We start from the raw sequence: 25,186 nt of genomic DNA, 5'->3' as shown, positions 1-25,186 counted from the left end.
ACGCGGCCATGCAGGCTGCATCGCCACGTATTTTTTTCCAAAGTGGTAGCGTTTCCAATTAGAATGCGACTTCTTGGTACGCTTCTTCACGAGGAGTTAATACGATGGGTTCAACGGCACCCCGCCTGGACGTGGTCGACGCATTGCGTGGCTTTGCCATCGTCTCGATCATGCTGCTCCATAACATCGAGCACTTCGACCTGTACTACGTCGTACCCGATCTCCCGGCCTGGCTGGTTGTCATCGACAAGATCATCTGGGAGTGCGCCTTCTTCCTGTTCGGCGGCAAATCGTACGCCATCTTCGCACTGCTGTTCGGCCTGACCTTCCACTTGCAGGCGCAGCGCCGCGCCGGGCGTGGCGAGGATTTCCGCGCCCGCTACGGCTGGCGCCTCCTGATCCTGTTCGGCTTCGGCTTGCTCAACTCGATGTTCTACCACGGCGACATCCTGACCATCTATGCCGTCATCGGCCTGTGCCTGCTGCCGGTGGCGCGCATGCGCGATGGCGTGGTGCTGGCGCTGGCCGCCGCCCTGATGCTGCAGCCGCACGCATGGCTGGTGCTGGGCGACGCCATGCGCCATCCGGACGCGAAGATCGGCGACCCGGTCTCGTGGCAGTATTTCGCTCGCATGAATGCATACCTGACGGGCGACTCGCTCCTGCGCGTCTGGGCCGGCAACCTCACCAACGGCAAGCTGGCGGTGATTCACTGGAGCTGGGAAAACGGGCGCGTATTCCAGATCATGTCGCTGTTCATGCTCGGCATGCTGGCCGGGCGCCGCGCTCTGTTCGAGGCCGTGCCGGCAAGCCTGCGCTTCTGGCGCCGCACCCTCGCCGGCGCCGCGCTGCTGTTCATTCCCCTGTTCGCGATCAAGACCATGCTGCCCGACCTGGTCGCCAGCGCCGCCGTGCGCCGCCCGCTGGGCACCATCATCGCCTCATGGTCGAACGTGGCGTTCATGCTGGTGCTGGTGGCGTGCTTCGTGCTGCTGTATCAGCGTGGCGCCTTCACGCGCGCACTGCGCGTGCTGGCGCCCCTGGGACGAATGAGCCTGACCAGCTACTTCACCCAGTCGATCATCGGCTCCTTCATCTACTACGGTTTCGGCCTTGGCCTGTACAAGGTCACCGGCGCCACAGTGTGCCTGCTGATCGGCGTGGTGCTGGCGGCGCTGCAGTGCGCGTTTTGCGCATGGTGGCTCAGGCGCCACGCACAGGGCCCGCTGGAGCGGTTGTGGCACCGGGCGACCTGGATAAGCGCGCGCCAGCCGGCATGAACGCCAGCACGTTCCCGCCCAGGACCAGCAGCTGGCCGCCAACAGCGAGGGCGCTCCACTGGTAACCCTCGAGCACCGTCGACACGCTCAGCGCCACCACCGGGAACAGCACCGTCGAATAGGCCGCGCGGTCAGGGCCGATGCGCCCGACCAGCAGCAGGTAGGCGGTAAACCCGACCACCGAGCCGGGAATGGCCAGGTACAGCAGCGAGGCGGCGTAGCGCATGGTCGGTTCGAGCGCGAAGGGCATGTTGAGCAGCCACGCGCCGCAACCGAGAATGGTGGCGCCGATCAGCATGGCCCAGGTATTGGTCAGCCACGGCGTCAGGCCGAGTGCCTGCATGCGCGAGGACAGCAGGTTCCCGGTCGAGAAGCACACGGTGCCCAGCAGCGCCAGGCCGAGGCCGAGCAGCATGCCGCTGTCGTTCCAGTGTCCGCGCATCTGCGGCAGGAACAGCAGGGCGATGCCGCAAAGACCGAGCAGCGCGCCGCCCACCACCTGGCGCCGGATCGGGCGTCCCATGAACAGGCGGCCATTGATCGCATTCCAGATCGGCGCGGTCGAAAACACCACCGCCACCAGCCCGCTCGGCACCCATTGGCTGGCGTAATAGAAGCACAGGAAATTACAGCAGAACAGGGCGAAACCCTGGGCCAGCAGATAGCGCCAGGCGCTGCGCGGCGGCCAGATGGGTTTGCGCGCGGCGATCAAGAACAGCATCAGCACCGCGCTGGCGATCCAGAAGCGGTAGGCGATCGATACCGGCGCCGGCACCACGCCGAGTTGAAAGGTAATGGCGATCCAGGTGGTACCCCAGATCGCGACGGTGAGAAAGTAGAGGAAGATATTCATGGCCCCATCTTGAACCGGCATGCCTGGTGCGGCTTGTCTGATCTTGCGCACTTTGGGCCGGCCGCCGGCAGCGGCGGGCATGCCATGCTAGACTTTTCAGCATGCACTCACGCCCACCGCTCATATCGCACGCCGTCTTCAACACCATGAGCGGCACCAATGCCACGCTCGAACGCTTCGCGTGGCTGGGCGACGGCTTGGCTGCGGCGATTTGGAAGCGCGAAACCGTGGAGGAGTTCACCAGCTATGTGCAGCCGGGCCACCACACCCTGTCGTGCTACCTGGGCGGCGGCTACCGTACCGAGCGCGCCGGCGTGCCGGGGCGTTACGGGGCGCCGCAGCAGCTCTGCTCCATGCCCGACTGGCACGAGTCGCAATGGGTGGTGCGCGGCCATGTGCACATGCTGCATGTCTACTTCATGCCCGAGCACTTCACGCGGCGCGCCGTGGCGGAACTGGACCGCGAACCGCGCGAGCTGACCCTGGCCGACCGCACTTACTTTGAAAACCCCCGTATCGTGCAGCTGTGCGAGGCGCTGGTGGGGCAGTCCTGGGACGATACGGGCCAGCTCCTGCGCGCCAACGAGATCACCCACGAGGCGCTGAGCGAACTGCTTCGTTCGCAGGCCATCGTGCGGCGCGACCTGCGCCTGCGCGGCGGCCTGGCACCGCTGGTCAGGCGCCGCCTGGCCGACTATATCGAGCAGCACCTGGCGCAGCCGGTAACCCTGGGCGAACTGGCGCAGCTGGCGTGCATGTCGGAGTTTCATCTGGCGCGCATGTTCCGCGTTTCGTTCGGGATGCCGCCCTCAAGCTGGGTGGCGCAGCGCCGTATCGAACGCGCACGCGCCCTGCTCAAGGCCGGCAAGCTGCCCTTGCAGCAGATTGCCGCCGCCTGCGGCTACGCGGACCTGAGCCACTTCAGCCATCGTTTCAGCAAGGCGGTGGGGGCCCCGCCCGGGCGTTACCGCCAGGCGCTGGCGGGATGAGCCTTAGCTCATCTCCATGATGATGGCGACGATCTCGTCGCCGTAAGAGACCAGTTTTTTCTCGCCCACGCCGGTCACCCCGCGCAGTTCCTGCAGCGAGGTGGGTTTGGCCTTGGCGATTTCGCGCAGGGTGGCGTCGACAAAAATCACGTAGGCCGGCACATTGTGCGCGCGCGCGGTTTCGACCCGCCACCAGCGCAGCTTCTCGAAGATCGCCTGTTCCGATTTGGACAGGTCCATCTCCACATGCCCCTTGGACGAGGCGGACGGCGCGCGCTTCTGCTTGACCGGCTTCTGGTACTGGCGCAGCTGCACCTTCTGGCCGCCCTTGAGCACCGGGCGCGCGGCGTCGGTCAGCTTGAGCGAGCTGTAAACTTCGTGGTCGACCGTGATCAGGCCGAGCGCGATGGCCTGGCGCAGGATGGCGCGCCACTCGGCTTCGGTGCGTTCGCTGCCGATGCCGTACACCGACAGCGAATCGTGGTGCCACTGCTTGATGCGGTCCGTCTCGACCCCGCGCAGCACGTCGATCACATGGCCGGCCGCGAAGCGCTGGTCGACCCGGTAAATCGCCGACAGCAGCTTTTGCACCGGCACCGTGCCGTCGAACGACACCGGCGGAATCAGGCAGGTATCGCAATTGCCGCACGGGGTGGATTGCTCGCCGAAGTATTCGAGCAGGCGCACGCGCCGGCAGCTGAGCGTCTCGCACAGGCCCAGCATGGCGTCGAGTTTCATCGACAGCACGCGCTTGAAGGTTTCGTCGGCTTCCGACTCGTCGATCATGCGCCGCTGCAGCACCACGTCCTGCAAGCCATACGCCATCCAGGCGCTGGCCGGCATGCCGTCACGGCCCGCGCGTCCGGTCTCCTGGTAGTAGCCCTCGATGCTTTTCGGCAGATCCAGGTGGCACACAAAACGCACGTCCGGCTTGTCGATGCCCATGCCGAAGGCGATGGTCGCGACCATGACAATGCTCTCCTCGCGCAGGAAGCGCGCCTGGTTGGCGCTGCGCTTGGGGTAGTCCATGCCGGCGTGGTAGGGCAGGGCGCGGATGCCGTTCTCGTTCAGGAAGTCGGCGGTTTCTTCGACTTTTTTACGCGACAGGCAGTACACGATGCCGGCGTCGCTGCCATGCTCGGTGGTGATGAAGTCGAGCAGCTGCTTGCGTCCGTTACCCTTCTCGACGATCTGGTAGCGGATGTTCGGGCGGTCGAACGAGGACACGAACTGGCGCGCATCGCCCAGTTGCAGGCGCAGCGCGATTTCGGCGCGGGTCTGCTGGTCGGCGGTGGCGGTGAGCGCAATGCGCGGCACGTCCGGGAATTGCTCGTGCAGGATCGACAGCTTGATGTACTCGGGGCGGAAGTCGTGCCCCCACTGCGATACGCAGTGCGCCTCGTCGATGGCGAACAGCGCGATTCTCGAGGCCTGGAACAGGTCCAGGCAGCGCTGCGTCATCAGGCGCTCGGGCGCCACGTACACCAGGTCGATCTCGCCGGTGCGCACCAGGCGTTCGATGCGCATCGATTCTTCGTACGTCTGGGTCGAATTCAAGAACGCGGCGCGCACGCCGACTTCGGCCAATGCGTCAACCTGGTCCTGCATCAGCGCGATCAGGGGCGAGACCACCACGCCGACGCCGTCGCGCAGCAGCGCGGGAATCTGGTAGCACAGCGACTTGCCGCCGCCGGTCGGCATGAGCACCAGCGCGTCGCCGCCGCTGGCGACGTGTTCGACGATCTCCTTCTGCTGTCCGCGAAACGCCGGGTAGCCGAAGACCGTTTGCAGCTGGTCGAGCGCGCGCGCTGAGAGACCTGGATCCATTATTCCGCCCAAACGACCCATCCGTAGTGCGAGCTGGCCAGCACCACGATGCCGAATACAATGCGGTACCAGGCGAACACGGTGAAGTCATGGGTGCTGATGTAGCGCAGCAGCCAGCGCACGCACAGGAAGGCCGAGATGAAGGCCGCGATCGAGCCGATGCCGAACATCGGCACGTCGGCCATCGACAGCACATCGCGTTCCTTGATCAGCGAATACACGGTGGCCAGCAGCAGGGTCGGGATCGCGAGGAAGAACGAGAATTCGGTCGCGGCCTTGCGCGGCAGGCCGAACATCATCGCGCCGATGATGGTCGCGCCCGAGCGGCTGGTGCCGGGAATGAGCGCCACGGCCTGGGCGCAGCCGACCTTGAAGGCGTCGAGCAGCGTCATGTCGTCGACCGTTTCAACGCGCACCACCGGAGGATTGAGCTTGTTGCGGCGCTCCACCCACAAGATGATGATGCCGCCGATGATGAAGGCCAGCGCCACCGGCACGGGCTTGAACAGGGCCGACTTGATCATCTTGCCCAGCAAAAGGCCGAGCAGCGCGAGCGGCAGGAAGGCGACGATCAGGTTGAGCATGAACTTCTGCGCCTTCGGGTCGGACGTCAGCCCGCTCATCACCGAGGCGATGCGCACGCGGTATTCCCAGCACACCGCCATGATGGCGCCGGCCTGGATGACGATCTCGAACACTTTCGCTTTCTCGTCGGTGAAGTCGAGCAGGCTGCCCGCGAGGATCAGGTGGCCGGTCGAGGAAATCGGGAGAAATTCGGTGAAGCCTTCCACCAGACCCATGATGATGGCTTTTAGTGCGAGAGCGAGAGTTATGTCCATGAAGCAGTTTGTATTGTTATCGGGGAAGTCGGACCGGATGACGGCACGGTGCGGGGTCGAAGCTTACCACGAGCACGCCTCCGGCCTCTGATCCAGCCGCATATGTAGCGCTGTTTTTCGTGACGGGTCGGGCTATTGTTTTCTTGTTGCAATATTTTTAACGTCGTCCAGCAGTGGCAGGATGGCCAGGGTCATCAGTGCCAGCGCCAGCGGCACCGTCGCCACGTAGCCGAGGCGGCTGAAACCGAAGGCGCCGGCCACGCCGCCGAGAAAAAAGCAGGCGGCCAGCGTGGACAGCAGCTTGAGGCGTTTGCGGTCGCTCGCCACCGGCGCCAGCCCGGCCTGGGCAGGCGCCGGGCGGTTGAGGTACATCATCTTGCCCAGTTCAATGCCGATGTCGGTGACGATCCCGGTGATGTGCGTGGTACGGATCTCGGCGCGCGACAGTTTGGTGATGAGGGCATTCTGCAGTCCCATGATAAAACTGAGCAGCATCACCGTCACCGATGCAAACAGGCCGTCGATATCGGCCAGGCGCGCGCCGAGCAGGCCAAAGCAAAGCAGCAGGACCGATTCGAGCATCAAGGGCAGCGCATATTCGCCGTGGAGCGCGCGGCGCCGGCCGTAATTGACCATGATCGCGGTGCAGGCCGCGCCGGACATGAACGCGAGCAGCGCTCCGAGGCCGGTCAGCACCAGCGCGTGCGCGCCCAGCACCAGGTCGTCGGCCATGCCCGAAACCACGCCGGTCATGTGCGAGGTGTAGCGCTGCACCGCCAGGAAGCCGCCGGCGTTGATGGCGCCGGCCACGAATGCCAGCATGTAGCCCAGGTGCGCATTGGCGTTGCTGGAGCGGCTTGCCGCGGTGAGCCTTCTGGCGTAGTTGACGGGCATGGGCGGTGCTTTCTCGGGGGCCGGTCATGCATTGTAACGCGGCCCGCGCCGCCGTTTAGCGGGATCCGGCCAAGGCCAGCGCGTCGGCGCCGGCCGCAATCTGCATCGGCGTTGCGGGGTCGGTGGCCGCGCGCCACACGGCTTCGGCCACGTCCTGCGCGAGCGTGACCGCTGGCGACTCGCTCCATCCCGCGAAAACCCGCTGCGCCAGTTCGGCATAGGCTTCGGGGATCGCGCCTTCCATGCGGGGACGGGCATTTTCGCCGAAGCGGGTTTCCGGTGCGCGTCCCGGCAGCACCAGCCGCGCGCGTACATTAAATGGTGCCAGTTCCAGCGCAAGCGACTCGGTAAACGCGTTCACCGCGGCCTTGCTGGCCGTGTACACCGATAGCAGCGGCAGCGGTTCATAGGTCACGCTCGAGGTGACGTTGACGATCACGCCGGCCTTGCGCTGCCTGAACTGCGGCAGCACCGCCTGCGTCATCGCGATCGTGCCGAGGGTGTTGGTGTCGAAGACTTCGCGCGCGGTGGTCATCGTTGTGCCTTCGAGGGCGGCCAGCACGCCGATGCCCGCATTGTTAACCAGAACGTCGATCGGGCCTGCGGCGCCGATGGCTTGCGCGATGCTGTGCGCATCGGCGATGTCGAGGGCGATGATGCGCAGGCGCCCGGACGGCGGCAGCACGTCGGCACGCGGCGTGCGCATGGTGGCGATGACGTTCCAGTCGCGTTCGAGGAAGTAGCGCGCGGTCTCGAGGCCGAAGCCGGACGAGCATCCGGTAATGAGGATCGTTTTCATGGGAACTCCTGTGGGTGGTTGGCAGTACAGGCACTGTAGCCGCCGTCCGCCGGACGGGCTGTAATCGCGAGTCCACTTTTCATGTTCAGGAGTCCGGTTCATGATCGATCCACTTGCGGAGGTTGTGACCTTGCTGCAGCCGCGCGCGCCGTTTTCGAAGGTCGTCAGCGGCGCCGGTGCGTGGCGCATTCGCCGCGCCGAGTCGGGGCAACCGTTCTACTGCGTGCTGCTCGACGGCGCTTGCCGCCTCGAGGTCGATGGCTGCGCGCCGGTCGACCTGGTGCAGGGCGACTTCGTGCTGATTCCTTCCGTGTTCGGTTTTACGATGTCGAGCATGTCGCCAACGACAGCGTTTGAGGCCGACACCACGCCCGTCGCGCTGTTGCATGGCGAGTTCCGGCTCGGCGTGCAGGGCGAGCCGCCCGATGTCCTGCTGCTGGTGGGGCACTGCGTCTTCGGCTCGCCCGATGCGGCCTTGCTGGTATCGCTGCTGCCGCAATTGGTGCACGTGCGCGGCGAACCCCGGCTGGCCATCATCGTGCAGCTGGTCGCGGACGAATCGCGCGCGCAGCGGCCGGCGCGCGACGTCATCCTTTCGCGCCTGCTGGAAGTGCTGCTGATCGAATCGCTACGTTGCTCGGCGGGGACTGCGGCGTCGCCCGGCCTGTTGCGCGGCCTGGCCGACGAACGGCTCGCGCTGGCGCTGCGCCGCATCCACGAAAACATGACGCGCCCCTGGACGGTGGCACAACTGGCAAAGGAAGCTGCCCTTTCGCGTTCGGCGTTCTTCGAGCGCTTCAGCCGCGCGGTGGGCATGGCGCCGATGGCTTACCTGCTGGCCTGGCGCATGGCACTGGCAAAGGATCTGCTGCGGCGGCAAGAGGGTGGCCTGGCCGAAGTGGCCGAACGCGTCGGGTACGCCTCGGCCAGCGCGTTCAGCGTTGCCTTCACCCGCCACGTCGGCCTGCCGCCCGCGCGCTATGCACGTGGGCAGGCAGCGCCTTAAGCGCGATCCATCAGCGCAGTGATGGCGTCGAGCGACGGCGGCGCAGCACCCGCCGACTGGCAAGCTGCCGCGCCGGCGGCCACCGCGAAGCGCAGATGGCCGGCGGGAGCACGCTGCGCTTCGTGCAGGAAGCTCCAGGCCAGCGCCGCGATGCTGGCGTCGCCCGCGCCGACGCTGTCGGCAACGGTGATGCGCGGCGAGGCCGCGTGCCAGGCTTCTGCGCCGATGTGCAGCGAGGCACCTTGCGCGCCGCGCGTGTACAGGTAGGTGGCGCCGGGGTTCCAGCTGCGCAGGGCGGCAAACGCGTTCTCAAGATCGTCGGTGCGAAACAGCCCGGCCAGGTCTTCATCGGACACCTTGATCACATCGGCCAGCGCCGTCATGCGCTGCAAGGTGGCGTCATAGCGCTGGTCCATCAGTGCCCGAAAATTCGGGTCGTAGCTGATCTTCACGCCGTCGGCCTTGAGCGAAGCGGCCAGTGCCAGCAGCTTGCCAGCGAGCGGCTCGCGCGCCAGGCTGATGCCGCCGAAGTGCGCCCACTTGCAGTGCGCGCGCCAGCCGTCCGGCAGGCGCGCCGCGTCGAAGTGCAGGTCGGCGCTATCGTCGCCCACGAAAAAATAGCTGGGCGGGTCGGTCCGGTAGACGATCGCCAGCAGCGGCGAGCGCGCCTCGCGCTGCACGAAGCGCAAATCCAGGCCGGCCGCCGCGCTGGCGTCCCACAGCTGGTCGCCGAAGACGTCGCAGCTGACAGCGCCGGCGAAGGCGCTCGGCACGCCCAGACGCGCCATGACGCGCGCCACGTTCCAGGTCGAGCCGCCCACCTGGCTGCGCCAGTGTTGCTGGCCCGGTTCGGCGATCATGTCGGTCAGCGCCTCGCCGGCGGCCACGAAAATCGGGAATGTCGGTGCGTTCATCTCAGTCCTTGAGCACATTGAGCACTTCGTAGCAGGCGCCCATGGTGTGGTAGTCGACCTTGCCGGCCGGGCTTTTCTCGTCGGTCAGCTTGGCGTTCGATGGGCTGAGAATGCGGTACCAGGCGCCGTGCTGGTGGTCGACAAAATGAGTCCAGCTGTATTCCCAGATGCGCTGGTACCAGTCCCAGTACACCGCCTCGCCCGTGCGCGCGCCCAGCAGCGCGGCCGCGGCCAGGCTCTCGGCCTGCACCCAGAAGTATTTGTGGCCGTCGCAAATGCTGCCGTCGGGCGCGAAGCCGTAGAAGATGCCGCCGTGCTGCGCATCCCAGGCCTTGTCCATCGCCTGTAAAAACAGCGCACAGGCGCGCGGCAGCAGCCAGTCCGCTTCGCCCAGCAGGTGGGCCTGGTGGCGTTCCAGGATCAGCAGCAGCTTGCTCCATTCGGTCAGGTGGCCCGGCTGGAAACCCCACGGCCGGAAGATGTTGCTGCTGTCGTGGCGGTTGTAGTCGTGATCGACCGACCAGTCGGCGCGATAGTGCTCCCACACGGTGTCATTGCACAGCGCGGCCTGGCGCACGGTGATGTTGTAGGCCAGCGTTTCGGCGCGGCGCAGATAGGCATTCTCGCCGGTCGCTTCAAAAGCGCTGAGCAAGGCTTCGCAGGCGTGCATGTTGGCGTTCTGGCCGCGGTAGGGCGCCAGCTGCGACCAGTCGGCGTTTGCTTCGTCGGCGTACAGGCCGTACTGCGGCTCCCAGAAGCGGCGCTCCATCAGGGCGAAGGTTTCTTCGATATGCAGGCGCGCCTCTTCCACTCCGGCCATCAGCGCGTGTGAATAGGCCAGCAGCACGAAGGCCAGGCCGTAGCAGTGGTTGGTACCGTCGGTGACCTCGCCCTTGCCGTCGGCCCAGTGCAGCTGCCAGCAATAGCCGCCGGTGGCCGGATTGCGGTGCGCACCGCGCAGGAAGTCCAGGCCGTGCAGAAGACGCATCTCGTCGGCCGGGTCGCCGAACTCGCGGTACGCCATCGCATAATTGAAGATGAAGCGCGTGCTGCTCACCAGGTGACGCGTGTGCGCGTCGTAGACCGTGCCGTCGTCCTTGTAGAAGTGATAGAAGCCGCCGCTGGGGTCGACGCAGCGCGGATCGTAAAAGCGCTTGGTGTGGCGAATGTGGTCAAGCAGGGTATCGCGCGAGTGAAAATCGGGGGCCATCGTCAAGTCTCGTTGTCAAAAAAAGGGTGTTGAAAAAGGTATGGATAAGCGCGGGGACGCAGTTGTCCCTGGCGCCGGTTGAATGCGGCGCGCGCTGTGCTGCTTTTGCATGGGGGTTGGTCAGCCGGTGGTGTTCGCTCGCTTCATTTGTGCGGTCCCCAGTCGTCGCACACGGTGCTGGCCCGGACGATCAGTTCCACCGGCGCGACCTGCTCCACCGGTGCGTCCTGCTGGTCGCGCAGCAGCAGCTCGACGCCCATCGCGCCGAGCTCTTTTTTGTCGATACGCAGCGTCGTCAGAGGGCGGTGGCCGAGCACCGCGCTGGAGATGTCGTCGAAGCCGACGATCGATACGTCGTGCGGCACCGTCAGGCCGGCCGCCAGGCAGCAGCGCATCGCCACCAGGGCGGCGCTGTCGTTGTAGCAGAACACCGCGTCCGGCGGATTGGGCAGGGCCAGCAGCGACTGCATCGCTTCGCAGGCCCCGGTTTCGAGATCGACGCCATCCGGCAGGCTCGCTTCCAGGCGCGGGTCGGCCAGCATGCCCGACTCGAACAGGGCCTGGCGGTAGCCCTTGTTCCGTTCGCGCACGCTGTAGTGGCCGAGGGAACCCGAGATCATGCCGATGCGCGTGCGCCCCAGGCCGATCAGGTGTTTGGTGGCCAGGTAGCCGCCCATGAAATTGTCCGGGTTGACCGAGCTGTAACCGCGCAGCTTCATGTCGATCAGGACCAGCGGCTTGCCGCTCGCGCGCAGGGCGCCCAGCAATTCGGGTTCGAAAAAGCCGGCGCACACGATCGCGTCCGGCGCATGCATGCGCAGCTGCTCGGTCACGCCATCGGCCGGACCGACCGCCATGAACGAAAGCACGATGCCCTGCTTGCGGCAGGCTTCCTCGGCCCCGTGCAGCACCGGCGAATAGAACGGGCTGCTGGCGGCCGTGTTGTGCTGGCGGTGCAGCAGGAAGGTCAGGCGCCGCATGCGCTTGCGCCGCAGGTTGGTAAAATCGTAGCCCAGTTCATGGGCGGCCGACAGCACCATCTGGCGCGTGGTTTCGGTCAGACCCGGCTCGTTCTTGAGCGCGCGCGAGATGGTCCCCGCCGACACGCCGGCAAACTTGGCGATGTCGCGGATGGTGACGTTCGATGGGCTGGCGGCGCTCATCGGAACCGGGCCGGCGGGGTGCTCAGATGCGGGGTCGGGACGATCACAAGCTTCTCCAGTGGCAGATGCCTTTTTATGCTGAGAGTCTTGCATATCGATTAGCCCATGGTCAAACGATTGGTCCGGTTTGCAAACAGTTTAGCCGGGTTTTACTAAACAGGGTCGCGCCGCCTGTTGCGCAGCCGCCCAAGCGCGGCTCCCCGGGCGTAGCACCCTGCGTGCGGCCGTCCGCGTGTTTAGCGATCATGGCTAAACATGATCGAAAGCGCCACCTTTTGTTTGACCCGTCGACAGTCCGCATGCACACTCCCCCTCATCCATATAAACCGGCCGGCGACCTTTTCCAGGCGCCGAGCAGGTAAATACAAAGAGGAGACACGCACGATGAACACCCGCACGACCACCCTGATCAAACACGCCCTGGCCGTCGCCATCGCGGCCGCCCTGCCGCTGATTGCCGGCGCGGCCGAGGCGCCCATGCCGTGGATGAACCGCGCCCTCTCCGCCGACCAGCGCGCCACGCTGGTGCTCAAGGAAATGACGCAGGAAGAAAAGCTGCAATGGGTGTACGGCTACTTCGGCTCGGACTTCGCACCCAAGAAAACCACCAAGATCGCGGCGGCCCTGCCGTCGTCGGCCGGCTACATTCCCGGCGTGCCGCGCCTTGGCCTGCCGGCACTGTTCGAGACCGACGCCGGCCTTGGCGTGGCCTCGCAGGCCAGCGCCAATCCGCGCGAGCGCACCTCGCTGCCGTCGGGCCTCGCCACGGCGGCTACCTGGAACCCGAAGCTGGCATACCAGGGCGGCGCGATGATCGGTGCCGAGGCGCGCGCCTCGGGCTTTAACGTGATGCTGGCCGGCGGCGTGAACCTGATGCGCGATCCGCGCAACGGCCGCAATTTCGAGTACGCCGGCGAAGACCCGCTGCTGTCCGGGATCATGGTGGGGCAGGCTGTCAAGGGCATCCAGTCCAACCACCTCATTTCGACCGTCAAGCACTATGCGCTGAACAGCCAGGAAACCGGCCGCACCGAACTCGATGCGCGCATCGGCAACGTGGCCGCCCGCACCAGCGACCTGCTGGCCATGCAGCTGGTGATCGAACAGGGCGACCCCGGTTCGGTGATGTGCGCCTACAACCGCGTCAACGGCCCCTACGCATGCGAGAACGCCTGGCTGCTCAACGAAGTGCTCAAGCAGGACTGGGGCTTCAAGGGCTATGTGATGTCCGACTGGGGCGCGGTGCACAGCACCGTGGCGTCGGCCAACAATGGGCTGGACCAGCAGTCCGGCTCCGAATTCGACAAGTCGCCTTACTTCGCGGGCGCGCTGGAAGAAGCGGTCAAGACCGGCGCTGTTTCGCAGTCGCGCTTCGACAATATGGTCTACCGTATCTTGTACGCGATGTTCGACAAGGGCGTGGTCGACCATCCGGTCAAGCCGGATGGCGCCATCGACTTCGCCGCCCATGGCCTGATCAGCCGCCTCGATGCCGAAGAGAGCATGGTCCTGCTCAAGAACGACGGCCAGGTGCTCCCTTTGCGCAAGGACGTGAAAACGATTGCAGTGATCGGTGGCTATGCCGACAGGGGGGTACTGTCCGGTGGCGGTTCGTCGCAGGTGTATCCGGTCGGCGGCAGCGCCGTCAAGGGTTTGCTGCCGGCCATCTGGCCCGGTCCGGTGGTATATCACCCATCCGCGCCGGTGAGGGAAATCGGCGCGCTGGCGCCCGCCGCCAACGTGGTCTTCGACAGCGGTGCCGATCCTGCCAAGGCAGCGCAGCTGGCCGCGGGCGCCGACGTGGCGATCGTCTTCGGCACCCAGTGGATCGGCGAAGCCAACGACGCGGTCGACCTGTCGCTGCCCGACAAGCAGGATGACCTGATTGCGGCCGTCGCCGCCGCCAATCCGCGCACCGTGGTTGTTCTCGAGACCAGCGGCCCGGTACTCATGCCGTGGCTGGGCAAGACGGCAGCCGTGCTGCAAGCCTGGTACCCGGGCACGCGCGGCGGCGAAGCGATCGCGCGCGTGCTGTTCGGCGATGTCAATCCATCGGGGCACTTGCCGGCCACCTTCCCGGCGTCTCTCAGCCAGTTGCCGCGCCCCGTGCTCGATGGCGACCCGGCCAAGCCGCAGATGCAGTTCCGGGTCGACTATCACGAAGGCGCGGCGGTCGGCTACAAGTGGTTCGACCTCAAAAAACTCAAACCGCTGTTCCCGTTCGGGCATGGCTTGTCGTACACGCAGTTTGCCTACACCGGTCTGGCGGGCGAGTACAGGAACGGGCAGCTGCAGGTGCGCTTCAAGGTGAGCAATACCGGCAAGGTGGCGGGCAAGGATGTGGCGCAGCTGTACGTGGCGGCGTCACCGGGCGCGCGCTGGGAAGCGCCCAAGCGCCTGGCCGGCTGGGACAAGGTCGATCTGCAGCCGGGCGAAAGCCGCGAGGTAACGCTCACGGTGGAGCCGCGCATGCTGGCCGTGCTCGATGGCCCGTCCAAGACCTGGCGCATCGCCAAGGGGAAGTACAGATTGTTGTTGGCGCAGGACGCCGGCGGCACCGGTGAAAGCAGTATCACGGTCGACCTGCCTGCGCGCAAGTTCGACCTGCATGGTAAAGCCGTCCCTTCAACCGAGAAAAGGTAAAACGCGATGATCAGGATGAACCAGTTGGGTGCGGCATTGGCAATGGCCGGTTTGGTGAGCGGCGCGGCGTCGGCGGCGGCGCCAGTGAGCGCGGCGGGCAAGAGCGAATTCGTGACGGTCAAAAAGACGCACTTCGCGCGCAAGGGTAAATCGTATTACATCGCCGGCGCCAATTTCTGGTACGGCGGCTATCTGGGCTCGCCGTCCGGGGTAGGCGAGCGCGCGCGCCTGCGCAAGGAACTCGATACCATGAAGGCGCTCGGGATCAACAATGTGCGGGTGCTGGCCGTCTCCGAAAAAACCGCGATGGCTAGCGCCGTGCGGCCTGCCACCACCAACGGTCCGGGCAAGTACGACGAGGACCTGCTGGCGGGCCTCGATTTCCTGGTCGATGAACTGGGCAAGCGCGACATGACGGTCGTGCTTTACCTGAACAACTTCTGGCAGTGGTCGGGCGGGATGACGCAGTACCTGAACTGGTTCGAAGGCACGCCGGCGCTCGATCCGAACGTGACCAAGGACTACGACGACTACATGGCCAAGACGGCGCGCTTTTACGCCAACAAGGACGCGCAGAAGGAATTTCGCGGCACCATCAGGAAGATCGTTGGCCGGGTCAACACGATTAACGGCAAGGCGTACCGCGACGACCCGGTGATCATGTCGTGGCAACTGGCGAACGAACCGCGCCCGGGCAACGGCAAGGCAAGCGACAAGGAGAAAGCGGTCTACACCAAATGGATCGCCGAGACCGCGCAGTACATCCATGAACTGGACAAGAACCACCTGGTGAGCAGCGGCAGCGAAGGCCTGGCCGGATCGGCGCAGGATGCCAAACTGTTCATGGCGTCGCATTCGTCGAAGCACATCGATTACCTCACCTACCACCTGTGGCCGAAAAACTGGGGCTGGTTCGACTCCAAAAAGCCGGTCGAGAGCTGGGACGGGGCAATTTCCAAGAGCCGCGATTATCTCAATACGCACATCGACATGGCCAAAACGCTGGGCAAACCCATCGTGCTGGAAGAGTTTGGGCTGGACCGCGACGGCGCCTCGTTCGACATCAAGTCGGGCACCAAAATCCGCGACCGCTTCTATGGCGAGATCTTTGAATTGATACAACGCCGCGCCGCCAACGGCGATCCGATCGCGGGCTGGAATTTCTGGGCCTGGGGCGGCGCCGGGCGTGCCGCCAACGCCGACTACTGGTGGAAACAGGGTAATGATTTCATGGGCGATCCGCCGCAGGAAGAGCAGGGCCTGTACTCGGTGTTCGATTCCGATGCCAGTTCGCTGGCGCTGATCAAGGACCACGCCGGCAAACTGCGCCTACTCCAGAGGTAAACTCTTCGACAGGACGATCCATGAAAACTGTACCTACGCTGTTGATCTCGGCGGGACTCCTGCTGGGCGCGAATGCATCCGCACAGAAGTTCGACCATCTCGCGGCGACGCCGCAAATGGGCTGGAACAGCTGGAACAAGTTCGCCTGCAATATCGATGAAAAACTGATCCGCGAAACGGCCGACGCCATGGTCAGGATCGGCATGAAGGACGCCGGCTACGAATACGTCAACATCGACGATTGCTGGCACGGCAAGCGTGACAAGAACGGGAATATCCAGCCCGATCCCGAGCGCTTCCCGTCCGGGATGAAGGCGCTGGCCGACTACGTGCATGCGAAAGGCCTCAAGCTGGGCATCTATTCGGACGCCGGCGCCACCACCTGCGGCGGCCGTCCGGGCAGCCGCGGACACGAATACCAGGACGCGATCACCTACGCCGCCTGGGGCATCGACTACGTCAAGTACGACTGGTGCGATACCAAGGGCTTGAACGCGGCCGCCGCCTACACCACCATGCGCGATGCCATCCGCAGCGCCGGCCGCCCCATGTTGTTCAGCATGTGCGAGTGGGGCGACAACAAACCGTGGGAGTGGGGCGCCGATATCGGCCATTCGTGGCGCACCACCGGCGACATTTATCCGTGCTGGGATTGCGAGATCAATCACGGTTCGTGGTCCGCCTTCGGCGTGCTGCGCATCCTCGACAAGCAGGCCGGCCTGCGCAAGCACGCCGGTCCCGGGCACTGGAACGACATGGACATGATGGAAGTCGGCATGGGCATGACCGAGGATGAAGACCGCGCGCACTTCTCGATCTGGGCCATGATGGCGTCGCCCCTCATCTCGGGCAACGACCTGCGCTCGATGCCTGAGTCCACGCGCAAGATCCTGACCAACAAGGATGTCATCGCGATCAACCAGGATAAGCTGGGCGTGCAGGCGTGGAAGTTCATGTCCGAAGGGACGCTGGAATTGTGGGCCAAGCCGCTGGCCAATAACGAATGGGCGCTGATGATCCTGAACCGTGGGCTTGGGGCCATCAGCTACAAGGTCGACTGGAAGAAGCACAAGATCAGCGATGACCTGAGCAAGCGCGAACTCGATATCAACAAGACCGCCTACCGCTGGACCGACGCCTGGACCGGCAAGGCGGGCGACACCGGCAAGACCCTCGACCTCACCATTGCCTCGCACAGCGTGGCCATGCTGCACCTGAAAGCGAAGTGACCGATCATGAACATGCATATTCTTCCAATCCTGCTGGCCGGTGCGCTGGCCAGCCATGTCGCACACGCCGAGACCGCGGACCCGAACGACGGGGCCGGCGTAAATACCTGCGCCATCAACATCAAGCCGCGTACCCAGGAATACCCGTGGATGTCGATCGGGCGCTGGAAGCGCATGCATGAAGACCAGCTGGCCCTGGCCGACAAGGGCGATGTGGACCTGATGTTTATCGGCGATTCGATCACCGAAGGCTGGCCGCGCGCGATCTGGAATGCGCATTTCGGCGCCTACAAGGCGGGCAACTTCGGCATCGGCGGCGACAATACCGGCAATGTATTGTGGCGCCTGCAGGACAAGCGCATGGCCAGGCTCGCGCCCAAGGCGATCGTGCTGCTCATTGGCGTGAACAACCTGGGGCTGTGCGACGAGAGGCCGGAACAGGTTTTCCCCGGCATCAAGGAGGTGGTGACGGCCTTGCGCAAGCAGTACCCGGCCGCGCGCATCCTGCTCAATGCCGTGCTGCCGACCGGCGAATTCCCAACCAGCGAACGGCGCCAGAATGTCGTCACGCTCAACAAGATGGTGGCAACCCTGGACGACGGCCGCCATGTGGTTTTCCGCGACTACGGCGCGTCCTTCGTGCGGCCTGACGGCGCCATCGGCACCGACATCATGGGCGACTATCTTCACCTCACCCCAAAGGGCTACACCATCTGGGCCGGCGCCATGCTGCCCGACGTGCAAGCACTGATGAAGTAGGGCGCCATGAACCGTAACGCGCTGGCACTGGCGCTGCTGCTGGCCCATGGCGGCGCCTGGGCCGAACCGGTGGTGCGCGCGGACGACCCGCGCATTGCGCGCATGGGCAGGACCGTGGCCCGGGCGGACGGCAGCTTGCGCTTCGCCTATCCCGGCGTGCAGCTGTCGCTGGCGTTCGAGGGCAAGGCGCTGTCGGTCGATGCCACGGCCAGTGGTGAGCGCAGCATTCTCGAAGTCGTCGTCGATGGCGGCGCGGCACGCATCGTCAAGCTGTCGGCGAAATCGCGCACCATCAAACTGGTAGACGAGCGCCAGGCCGGCATCCACCGCGTCGACATCATGCACCGTACCGAAAGCTGGCACGGCGTCGTCACGCTGGCCCGGTTTGTCGCCGACGGTACACTGCACACCGCGCCGGTGCTCCCGCAGCGCAAAATGCTCGTTCTTGGCGACTCGGTCACCTGCGGCGAAGCCATCGACCGGGTTGACAGCGGGGTGAAGAAGCCGTCGTGGTGGAACCCGCGCGCATCGTACGGCATGCTGGCCGCGCAGACGCTCGGTGCGCAGGTTCACCTGGTATGCCATGGCGGACGCGGGCTGCTGCGCAGCTGGAACGGCCGCACCGATAACGACAATCTTCCCGATTTTTACGAACTCGCCATCGCCAATGAAGAGCAACGCGTGCGCTGGGACCACGCCGGCTACTGGCCTGACGTGATTGTCAGCGCGATCGGCACCAACGATTTCAGCACCGGCATTCCGGAGCGCGACTCCTATGTCAAGGCCTACGAGCGCCTGGTGCGCACGCTGCTGCGCAATCATCCGCACGCGCTGATCGTACTGACCGAAGGCGCCATTCTCAATGGCGAGCGCAAGGCCGCCTTGAACAGCTATATCGCCGAGACCATCAGGCGCGTCGGCAGCGCGCGGGTGCATGCCGCAACAACCATGCACCATCCGGGCGATGCGACCGATGCGCATCCCACCAGGGCGCAGCATGCCGCGATGGCGCGCGAACTGGTTCCCCAGCTACGCGACTTGACCGGCTGGTAATGGCGGGTCGTCCGGCATCTGCGGCGACGAAAAAAGGACCGGTGCAGCGCGGGATTGTCCGCACTGCACCGGCCCTAAGCCACCCAGGTAAAACGGATCAGTAATTCACGCCCACGCGCACGCCGAACATGCGCGGCTCGACGAAGTTGGCCTGCATGAAGCCACCCATCACCGAGTCGCCGCTGGTCTTGGCGTGGCTGTCGGCGATGTTGCGCACGAATGCTTCCGCGTGCCACTTGTCGTTCGGCGAATCGAGCCGTACCGACGCGTCGCCCATCGCATAGGCCTTCTGATAGCGTCCGATATGCGCAAACTCCGAGTTGCGCAGATCGAAATAGGCCTTGTCGCGCCAGTTCACTTTCACATACGGCGTCACGCGGTAAGCACTGGCCAGCTCGAACTCTTGCGAGAAGCTCAGGTTCAGCTGGTACTTGGGCGTGTTGGGCAGGTGGTTGCCATCGATGTTGTACAGGCGCCGGCCCAGCAGCGCCTTGTCCGGACCGTTGTAGATGGCCGGGCAGGGTTCGATGCCCAGTTCCGCGCGCAGTTCGCCGCACTGGTACTCGTCGCTGAATTCCTTGAAGTCGTGCACCTTGGTGTTGATGTAGGCGAAGCCGCCGCCGATGCGCGCGCCGCTCCACGGCCGCCAGTCCGCTTCGATCTCCAGGCCGGGAATATCCACCTTGCCGACGTTGATGGTGCGCCAGGCGTCGTACACATCGCACTTGGGCTGGTCGGCCGGGCAGGGCAGGCCGTTGTCGGGGATGATCTGGTTGATGAAGTAGTTACCGGTCAGCTGCATGCCCTTGTACTTCATGAAGAAGGCGGTGGCCGACAGGTTCAGGCGGTTGTCGAGGAACTTGCCCTTGTAGCCCAGTTCATAGTTGGTGACGGTTTCGGGCTCGTAAGGCAGGAAGGTCGCCACCCCCGGTTTGCCGTCGGCGCACAGGTGGTAGTTGCAGGAGTCGGTCTTGTCGGCGAAGCCGCCCGCCTTGTAGCCGGTCGATACCGAGCCGTAGGCCATCTGGTTGGCGTTGATCTGCTTTTGCAGGCCGACGCGCCAGGTGGTCTTCTTCCAGGTTTCCTTGTGGTCGTTCGAGGTCGGCGCCGCGTAGCCCGCGTACGCGCCAGGACCGCCGCCGGCCCCCATGTCGGTCGACAGGTCGTTGCCGTTGTGGACCCGGAAGCCCGGCGTGCCGGGGATGCCGCGGTTGTACCAGCCGCGGTAATACGCGGTGTCGCCGATCCAGTTGCGGCCATACACTTCGCCACCCTTGTCTTCCTTGCTGTCGGACGACAGGCGCGCGCCCAGGGTGGCGGTCCAGGTGGGCATGAACTTCCAGTCGGCCTGCGCGAAGGCGGCCTTGGCGTCGACCTGGCGGTTCGGCTGGTGATACAGCACGCTGCCAGGATCGCCGTACGGCTTCTGGATCACGTTGGTGATTTCGTAGTCGATGCGGTTGCGTTCGTGCATCCAGAACAGGCCCGCCACGTACTGCAGCGGTCCGACCGTTTGCTTGAGCTGCGCTTCGTGCACGGTCGACAGGTAGCGCGAATCCATGGTGCGGTGGATGACATCGTTGAGCGGCCATGTGCCCCAGTCGCCGCCGGCGATGTTGGGGTAGTTGCCGTTGATCTGGAACGGCGCGGCATGCTGCAGGCCCTTGTCGTCGTCGGTGGTCTCCCTGCGGCGCTGGTCGGCGATCTGGAAGCTGTAGCCGACGCTGGCGCTGTCAGTCAGATTCCAGTTCACGCCCGCGCGCACGGTGCGGATGTTCAGGTCCGTCATGCCCGGTACGTTGACGTTGATGTCCCACTTGCCGCCGGTGCAGGCGTAGCGCGTGCCGGCGCCGGATTCGCAGTCGCGAAAGTGCGACCAGCCGGCGCCGGAGTCCTGGAACTCTTCATGCACCAGGCGCGCGGTGACGTTCCTGTTGATCTTGAGCGCGGCGGCCACGCGCGCGGCCCACTGGTCCTGGTTGGTGTAGTAGTCCTTCTTGCCCACCTTGCGGTTGAAGCGCTGGTCGACGTCGGGGATGCCATCGGGGATCCAGCCGTAGGCGGGCGCGTTCGCTTCGCTCAGGTCGCGCATCTGGTTGGCGTAGCCGTCGCGCCGCACTTTCATGTAGGTCGCGCGCAGGGCCAGCATGTCGTTGACGGCGACGTTCTGGACGATGTTGGCCTGCTTCTTGTTGTAGTTGCCAAGTTCGATGTTGGCCTTGCCGTAGTTGCCCGTGAAGTCAGGCTTGGCCGAAATGACGTTGACGCTGCCGCCGGTCGAATTGCGGCCGAACAGCGTGCCTTGCGGGCCGCGCAGCACTTCAAGCTGGTCGATGTCGAACATCAGCGCCTGCGCGCCTTGCGGGCGCGGCGAGTACAGGCCGTCGACGTGAAAGCCGACGGCCGGGTCGCCCGTTTCGGTGAAGTTGGTCGAGGTGATGCCGCGGATGGTGATCTGCACGGCCGAATCGAGGCCGGTGTTTTCGATGACGACGTTGGGGATGTCGCCGGCCAGGTCCCTGAGGCTGGTGGCGCCCTTGCGCGTGAGCTCGTCCTGGCTGAGGGCCGTGACGGCCAGCGGGGTGCGCAGCAGCGAGGTGGAGTGGCGGGTGGCGGTGACTTTGACTTCCTGGATCTGATTCGGGTCGTTATTGGCGGGTACGGTGGTGTCGGCGGCGCTGCCGGCGGTTTGCGCATGGCCGGGCAGGACCGTACAGCCGAACGCGCTGGCGACTGCCAGACTGGTCAAGGTCCGTGTCGTTGGGAATAGCATCTTGTCTCCTGTTTTCCATTTGGATTATGTGCGCGCGGCTTGGCGAGCCCGCCTTACGCTTATATGCAACACAGTGGTGACCCGCCAGCTGTGGCAAGCGATGCAGCCTTGCAGGGATGGACGAATCGACTGAATCGAGTATTGCATTCGGAAATTCGGAGGGTCAAACGAATCCCTGAAACAGCGCGCAGTTTCATGGGATTTACTAAAGAGGGGTGCGATGCGCCGGTTGGCTTGATGCGTTGACGCGCAACGGTACGTGTTCTACTCAGCGTAGCCTCGCCGGACGCCTACAGTTATTCAGAGAACGTGGATGACATTCGTGCCCGATGAGGATGGCTGTCCCATCGCATCAGGTCAATACCATCGAGTTCTCGGACTCGAAAGTAGCCGCGGATGCACTCGTGGTTTCGGACGCAAATTTGCATGTGGTTCTTGTCTGTAATGCCGGCGTCCTCGTAGAGATCCTCGCCTTCCCACAGCGCCCCAATAACGGTGTCATAGTCAGGTAAGCCCGCATCCTTGCGCATCTGATGGAGGTGTTCGAGGACAGCGCAATCCAGGGTTCGAACAAGATATGCACCACTTTTGTCCTTGAATTTGTTACTCCGCAGGTGTTGCCCTTCAGCTTCCGTCAGGGTCTTCAGCATGCGATGTGCCCTTTTCATTTCAGACAGACCTGCATGGTCGAGCAGATTGAGGCAATTGCCCAGCTCAATGACTGCACCGACGACATAAGGATAACGAATTCTCCCTTGGGAAATTTTTCGGCGAACCTTGGCATCGCGCGCGAACTCCAGTCCGCGCTCAGGGCTCGATTCCCAAAAGTAGATGCCGTGACCAAGCCAGTCGTAGTCGTTGGTGCTCGATTTTAAATGCTGAACGTGGGACGCAAGCACTGCCTCGCCGATGCGGCGGTCGCACCCGTGGAAACCGTAGATGATGCCCGGGCGCCCGTACATCAATCAGGGTGCAGGCTTGGAACTGATGACTTTATCGTATGGTTTTGCGACGGCGAGTTTGCCGTCAGCAGTACGGACGAATATGCCGGCCCCAATCAGGGTTGCTTGACGCAAACTGGCATCACTCATGACCCGCTCGTGATGAGCTCGCAAGATATCCATTTCCTGCTGATGTTTGGTTAGCTTGGCGTGTGAGTTCAGAGACTGCCGAAGATTTTTTGACATGATCCAATGCTCTCTCAGTTACCAAAACAGGGAGGACAAAAATATGCAAATAATGCCAGCGCAAGGTGCGCCGGAGTCCGATAACTTTAGCACACTACGCTTCATTTTCCCGGGTCAACCAGACGAATGCTGATCCTGTAGCTGCATGGCTCATCGCCCTGCATTGTCCGGGGTGGGTGTTGTCACGCGCTCTAACTCCCCCAGCCACTGGATCGCATGTTCGCGGCTGGTCCCGCACATCTCTTCGGACGGCTGCAGCCCGCCGCAAAACGCAGGCCGTTCCGGCTTGCCGAAAATGCGGCACAGATTGTCGTCGGCCAGCTGCACGCAGCGCACACCCGCGGGTTTCCCGTCCGGCATGCCGGGAATCGGACTGGTGATCGACGGGGCGGTGCAGCACGCGCCGCAATTGTCACGGCAATTCATGCCATCTCATTTCTGTGGGTAAGTCATACGTGGCCCAAGTATACACCGCATCGAATCATAAGATGTCGTACAACTAATCGGGTTGTATAATACGGCCATGACATCCACCTTCACTGCCCAAACGCTCCCGCCACCCCGCAAGAAACATCGCACCCTCGCCCAGGGCGTGGTCGAGCACATCACGGGCAGCATCCAGCAGGGCGTGCTCAAGCCCGGCGACAAGCTGCCGACCGAATCGGCCATCATGGAGCAGCACGGTGTGAGCCGCACCGTGGTGCGCGAGGCGATTTCGCATTTGCAGGCAGCCGGCTGGGCGCAGACCCGGCACGGCATCGGCACCTTCGTCATCGAGCGCAGCAATGCGGGCCTGGCGATCAATGCCGAGAGCATCGTCACCGTCATGGATGTGCTGGCGATGCTGGAACTGCGCATCAGCATGGAGGCCGAAGCGGCCTGGCTGGCAGCGGCGCGCCGCAGCGAAGCGCAGGTGGCCGAACTGGCCAAGGTGCTCGGCGCCATGCAGCGCAGCGTGGCGCGGGGCAGCCCCGCCGTTGACGCCGATGTGCAATTTCACCTGCTGATCGCCCAGTCCACCGGCAACCGCTATTTCGTCGACATCCTGAGCCAGCTCGGCACCACCATCATCCCGCGTGCGCGCATCAACATGCCGCAACTGGGGCATGACGATCCGACCGCCTACCTGGAACGCGTCAACCGCGAGCACGAAGACATCTTCAACGCGATCCTGCGCAAGGACCCGGAAGCGGCGCGCGCCGCCATGCGGACCCACCTGAGCAACAGCCGCGAGCGCCTGCGCCAGGCGCAGCAGCAGCTGGAGTCGAACGGGGCCTGACCGCCCGCCCCATCGACCCGCCTCGCATACGGGCGCGCTGCCTCCCGCAGCGCGCCCGCTGGTCCGGTCTTCCTCCCGCCCCGCCTTCGTTTCTCCGCACCTTCCCGAACTCCTCCCGCGGGGCCGTCATCCGGCCGCCAGCCGTCTCAACGTTGTGCTTGCTTATGTCAAAGACTAGTTGTACGATGACGTATCACTATCACCAAACAACCCGCCTATCTCTGGAGATCGCATGAATCCGCAAGAACTCAAACACATCCTGTCGTCCGGCCTGCTGTCGTTCCCACTGACCGACTTCGACGACCAGGGCAATTTCAACGCGCGTACCTACGCCGAGCGCCTTGAATGGCTCGCTCCGTACGGCGCCAGCGCCCTGTTCGCGGCCGGCGGCACCGGTGAGTTCTTCTCCCTGACGCCAAGCGAATACGCGGATGTGATCCGCACCGCGGTCGATACCTGCCGCGGCAAAGTGCCGATCCTGGCCGGCGCCGGCGGCCCGACCCGCACCGCGATCGCCCTGGCCCAGGAAGCCGAGCGCCTCGGCGCCCACGGCATCCTGCTGCTGCCGCACTACCTGACCGAAGCGAGCCAGGACGGCCTGATCGCCCACGTCGAAGCGGTGTGCGCGTCGGTCAAATTCGGCGTCGTCGTCTACAACCGCGGCCAGTGCCGCCTGAGCGCCGACTCGCTCGAAAAGCTGGCCGCGCGCTGCCCGAACCTGATCGGCTTCAAGGATGGCATCGGCGACATCGAACTGATGGTGCAAATCTGGCGCCGCATGGGCGACCGCTTCAGCTACCTGGGCGGCCTGCCGACCGCGGAAGTCTACGCCGCCGCCTACAAGGCGCTGGGTACCCCGGTGTACTCGTCGGCCGTATTCAACTTCATGCCGAAAATGGCGATGGACTTCTACCATGCGGTTGCCGCCGACGACCACGCGACCACCAACCGCCTGCTGGACCAGTTCTTCCTGCCTTACCTCGACATCCGCAACCGCAAGGCCGGCTACGCGGTGAGCATCGTCAAGGCCGGCGCGCGCCTGGTCGGCCATTCGGCCGGTCCCGTACGCGCTCCGCTGACCGACATGACGGCCGAAGAAGACGCCATGCTGGAGAAGCTGATCACCGCCCAGGGCGCCCAATAAT

Annotated in this window: 22 protein-coding genes; 10 read left to right on the top strand and 12 right to left on the bottom strand. The window is 64.4% G+C overall.

The features are described from left to right. Window positions 1–104: 104 nt before the first annotated feature. Window positions 105–1,280 (top strand): DUF418 domain-containing protein, encoded by a 1,176-nt coding sequence (locus tag RBA41_RS20795; RefSeq protein WP_306626163.1) that lies wholly within the window; start codon window positions 105–107, stop codon window positions 1,278–1,280. Here the strand turns inward: RBA41_RS20795 and RBA41_RS20790 are convergent. Then, window positions 1,204–2,133 (bottom strand): DMT family transporter, encoded by a 930-nt coding sequence (locus tag RBA41_RS20790; RefSeq protein WP_306626162.1) that lies wholly within the window; start codon window positions 2,131–2,133, stop codon window positions 1,204–1,206. The genes RBA41_RS20795 and RBA41_RS20790 overlap by 77 nt on opposite strands. A 101-nt stretch (window positions 2,134–2,234) precedes the next feature. Here RBA41_RS20790 and RBA41_RS20785 point away from each other — a divergent pair, with 101 nt between their 5' ends. Then, window positions 2,235–3,122 carry a helix-turn-helix domain-containing protein gene (locus RBA41_RS20785; RefSeq protein ID WP_306626161.1) on the top strand — a complete coding sequence of 296 codons (888 nt, stop codon included), beginning with the start codon at window positions 2,235–2,237 and terminating at the stop codon, window positions 3,120–3,122. A gap of 3 nt (window positions 3,123–3,125) precedes the next feature. Here RBA41_RS20785 and recQ read toward each other — a convergent pair whose 3' ends face one another. From recQ to RBA41_RS20765, 4 genes are all read right to left on the bottom strand, one after another. After that, window positions 3,126–4,949, bottom strand: coding sequence for a DNA helicase RecQ (gene recQ / locus RBA41_RS20780; protein WP_306626160.1), 1,824 nt, complete (start codon window positions 4,947–4,949; stop codon window positions 3,126–3,128). Beyond that, on the bottom strand, window positions 4,949–5,782 hold the full coding sequence (locus RBA41_RS20775; RefSeq protein ID WP_306626280.1) for an undecaprenyl-diphosphate phosphatase: 834 nt from the start codon (window positions 5,780–5,782) through the stop codon (window positions 4,949–4,951). The genes recQ and RBA41_RS20775 overlap by 1 nt, the downstream gene beginning before the upstream one ends. A 138-nt stretch (window positions 5,783–5,920) precedes the next feature. Then, entirely contained in the window at window positions 5,921–6,682 is a 762-nt protein-coding gene (locus RBA41_RS20770; protein ID WP_306626159.1) for a YoaK family protein, read from the bottom strand. 55 nt (window positions 6,683–6,737) lie between these two features. After that, window positions 6,738–7,481 (bottom strand): SDR family oxidoreductase, encoded by a 744-nt coding sequence (locus RBA41_RS20765; protein WP_306626158.1) that lies wholly within the window; start codon window positions 7,479–7,481, stop codon window positions 6,738–6,740. A 100-nt stretch (window positions 7,482–7,581) separates the two neighbouring features. Between RBA41_RS20765 and RBA41_RS20760 the strand changes: the two genes are divergently transcribed. Further along, window positions 7,582–8,487 (top strand): AraC family transcriptional regulator, encoded by a 906-nt coding sequence (locus RBA41_RS20760; RefSeq protein ID WP_306626157.1) that lies wholly within the window; start codon window positions 7,582–7,584, stop codon window positions 8,485–8,487. On the opposite strand, the gene RBA41_RS20755 is transcribed toward RBA41_RS20760, so the two are convergent. The 3 genes from RBA41_RS20755 to RBA41_RS20745 form a co-directional block, all read right to left on the bottom strand. Continuing rightward, window positions 8,484–9,401 (bottom strand): carbohydrate kinase family protein, encoded by a 918-nt coding sequence (locus tag RBA41_RS20755; RefSeq protein WP_306626156.1) that lies wholly within the window; start codon window positions 9,399–9,401, stop codon window positions 8,484–8,486. The two genes, RBA41_RS20760 and RBA41_RS20755, sit on opposite strands and share 4 nt — an antisense overlap. 1 nt (window position 9,402) lies before the next feature. Beyond that, a complete protein-coding gene (locus RBA41_RS20750) occupies window positions 9,403–10,611 on the bottom strand; it encodes an AGE family epimerase/isomerase (RefSeq protein ID WP_306626155.1) in 1,209 nt (402 codons plus the stop codon). 143 nt (window positions 10,612–10,754) lie between these two features. Beyond that, the gene (locus RBA41_RS20745) at window positions 10,755–11,774 is read right to left on the bottom strand and encodes a LacI family DNA-binding transcriptional regulator (protein WP_099874855.1); all 1,020 of its coding nucleotides are present in this window, start codon (window positions 11,772–11,774) and stop codon (window positions 10,755–10,757) included. A 384-nt stretch (window positions 11,775–12,158) separates the two neighbouring features. Here RBA41_RS20745 and RBA41_RS20740 point away from each other — a divergent pair, with 384 nt between their 5' ends. The 5 genes from RBA41_RS20740 to axe2C are packed head-to-tail and all read left to right on the top strand — an operon-like array spanning window position 12,159 to window position 18,802. Continuing rightward, window positions 12,159–14,417 (top strand): glycoside hydrolase family 3 C-terminal domain-containing protein, encoded by a 2,259-nt coding sequence (locus RBA41_RS20740; protein WP_306626154.1) that lies wholly within the window; start codon window positions 12,159–12,161, stop codon window positions 14,415–14,417. Window positions 14,418–14,423: 6 nt separating this feature from the next. Beyond that, entirely contained in the window at window positions 14,424–15,761 is a 1,338-nt protein-coding gene (locus tag RBA41_RS20735; protein ID WP_306626153.1) for a glycoside hydrolase 5 family protein, read from the top strand. Between the two features lie 20 nt (window positions 15,762–15,781). Beyond that, window positions 15,782–16,990, top strand: coding sequence for a glycoside hydrolase family 27 protein (locus tag RBA41_RS20730; protein WP_306626152.1), 1,209 nt, complete (start codon window positions 15,782–15,784; stop codon window positions 16,988–16,990). 12 nt (window positions 16,991–17,002) lie between these two features. After that, window positions 17,003–17,749 carry a GDSL-type esterase/lipase family protein gene (locus RBA41_RS20725; protein WP_306626151.1) on the top strand — a complete coding sequence of 249 codons (747 nt, stop codon included), beginning with the start codon at window positions 17,003–17,005 and terminating at the stop codon, window positions 17,747–17,749. 6 nt (window positions 17,750–17,755) lie between these two features. Next, window positions 17,756–18,802, top strand: coding sequence for a bifunctional acetylxylan esterase/glucomannan deacetylase AxeC2 (gene axe2C, locus RBA41_RS20720; protein WP_306626150.1), 1,047 nt, complete (start codon window positions 17,756–17,758; stop codon window positions 18,800–18,802). A 97-nt stretch (window positions 18,803–18,899) separates the two neighbouring features. On the opposite strand, the gene RBA41_RS20715 is transcribed toward axe2C, so the two are convergent. The 4 genes from RBA41_RS20715 to RBA41_RS20700 all read right to left on the bottom strand — a co-directional run bounded on the left by RBA41_RS20715 (window position 18,900) and on the right by RBA41_RS20700 (window position 23,188). After that, entirely contained in the window at window positions 18,900–21,551 is a 2,652-nt protein-coding gene (locus RBA41_RS20715; protein WP_306626149.1) for a TonB-dependent receptor, read from the bottom strand. A 320-nt stretch (window positions 21,552–21,871) separates the two neighbouring features. Then, window positions 21,872–22,537, bottom strand: coding sequence for a hypothetical protein (locus tag RBA41_RS20710; RefSeq protein WP_306626148.1), 666 nt, complete (start codon window positions 22,535–22,537; stop codon window positions 21,872–21,874). A gap of 3 nt (window positions 22,538–22,540) precedes the next feature. Next, on the bottom strand, window positions 22,541–22,762 hold the full coding sequence (locus RBA41_RS20705; protein ID WP_306626147.1) for a hypothetical protein: 222 nt from the start codon (window positions 22,760–22,762) through the stop codon (window positions 22,541–22,543). Between the two features lie 150 nt (window positions 22,763–22,912). After that, window positions 22,913–23,188, bottom strand: a complete 276-nt coding sequence (locus RBA41_RS20700) for a YkgJ family cysteine cluster protein (protein ID WP_306626146.1) — start codon at window positions 23,186–23,188, stop codon at window positions 22,913–22,915. A gap of 97 nt (window positions 23,189–23,285) precedes the next feature. On the opposite strand from RBA41_RS20700, the gene RBA41_RS20695 reads away from it, so the two are divergent. Further along, complete coding sequence (locus tag RBA41_RS20695; protein WP_306626145.1) at window positions 23,286–24,041, top strand: FadR/GntR family transcriptional regulator; 756 nt, start codon at window positions 23,286–23,288, stop codon at window positions 24,039–24,041. Window positions 24,042–24,273: 232 nt separating this feature from the next. Continuing rightward, window positions 24,274–25,185, top strand: coding sequence for a 5-dehydro-4-deoxyglucarate dehydratase (kdgD, locus tag RBA41_RS20690; protein ID WP_306626144.1), 912 nt, complete (start codon window positions 24,274–24,276; stop codon window positions 25,183–25,185). The last annotated feature ends 1 nt before the right edge of the window (window position 25,186 follow it).

Origin of the sequence: Massilia scottii (assembly GCF_030846495.1) — a bacterium.
GTDB classification, from domain to species: domain Bacteria; phylum Pseudomonadota; class Gammaproteobacteria; order Burkholderiales; family Burkholderiaceae_D; genus Telluria_A; species Telluria_A violaceinigra.
This window is presented reverse-complemented; position numbering and strand designations above follow the sequence as displayed.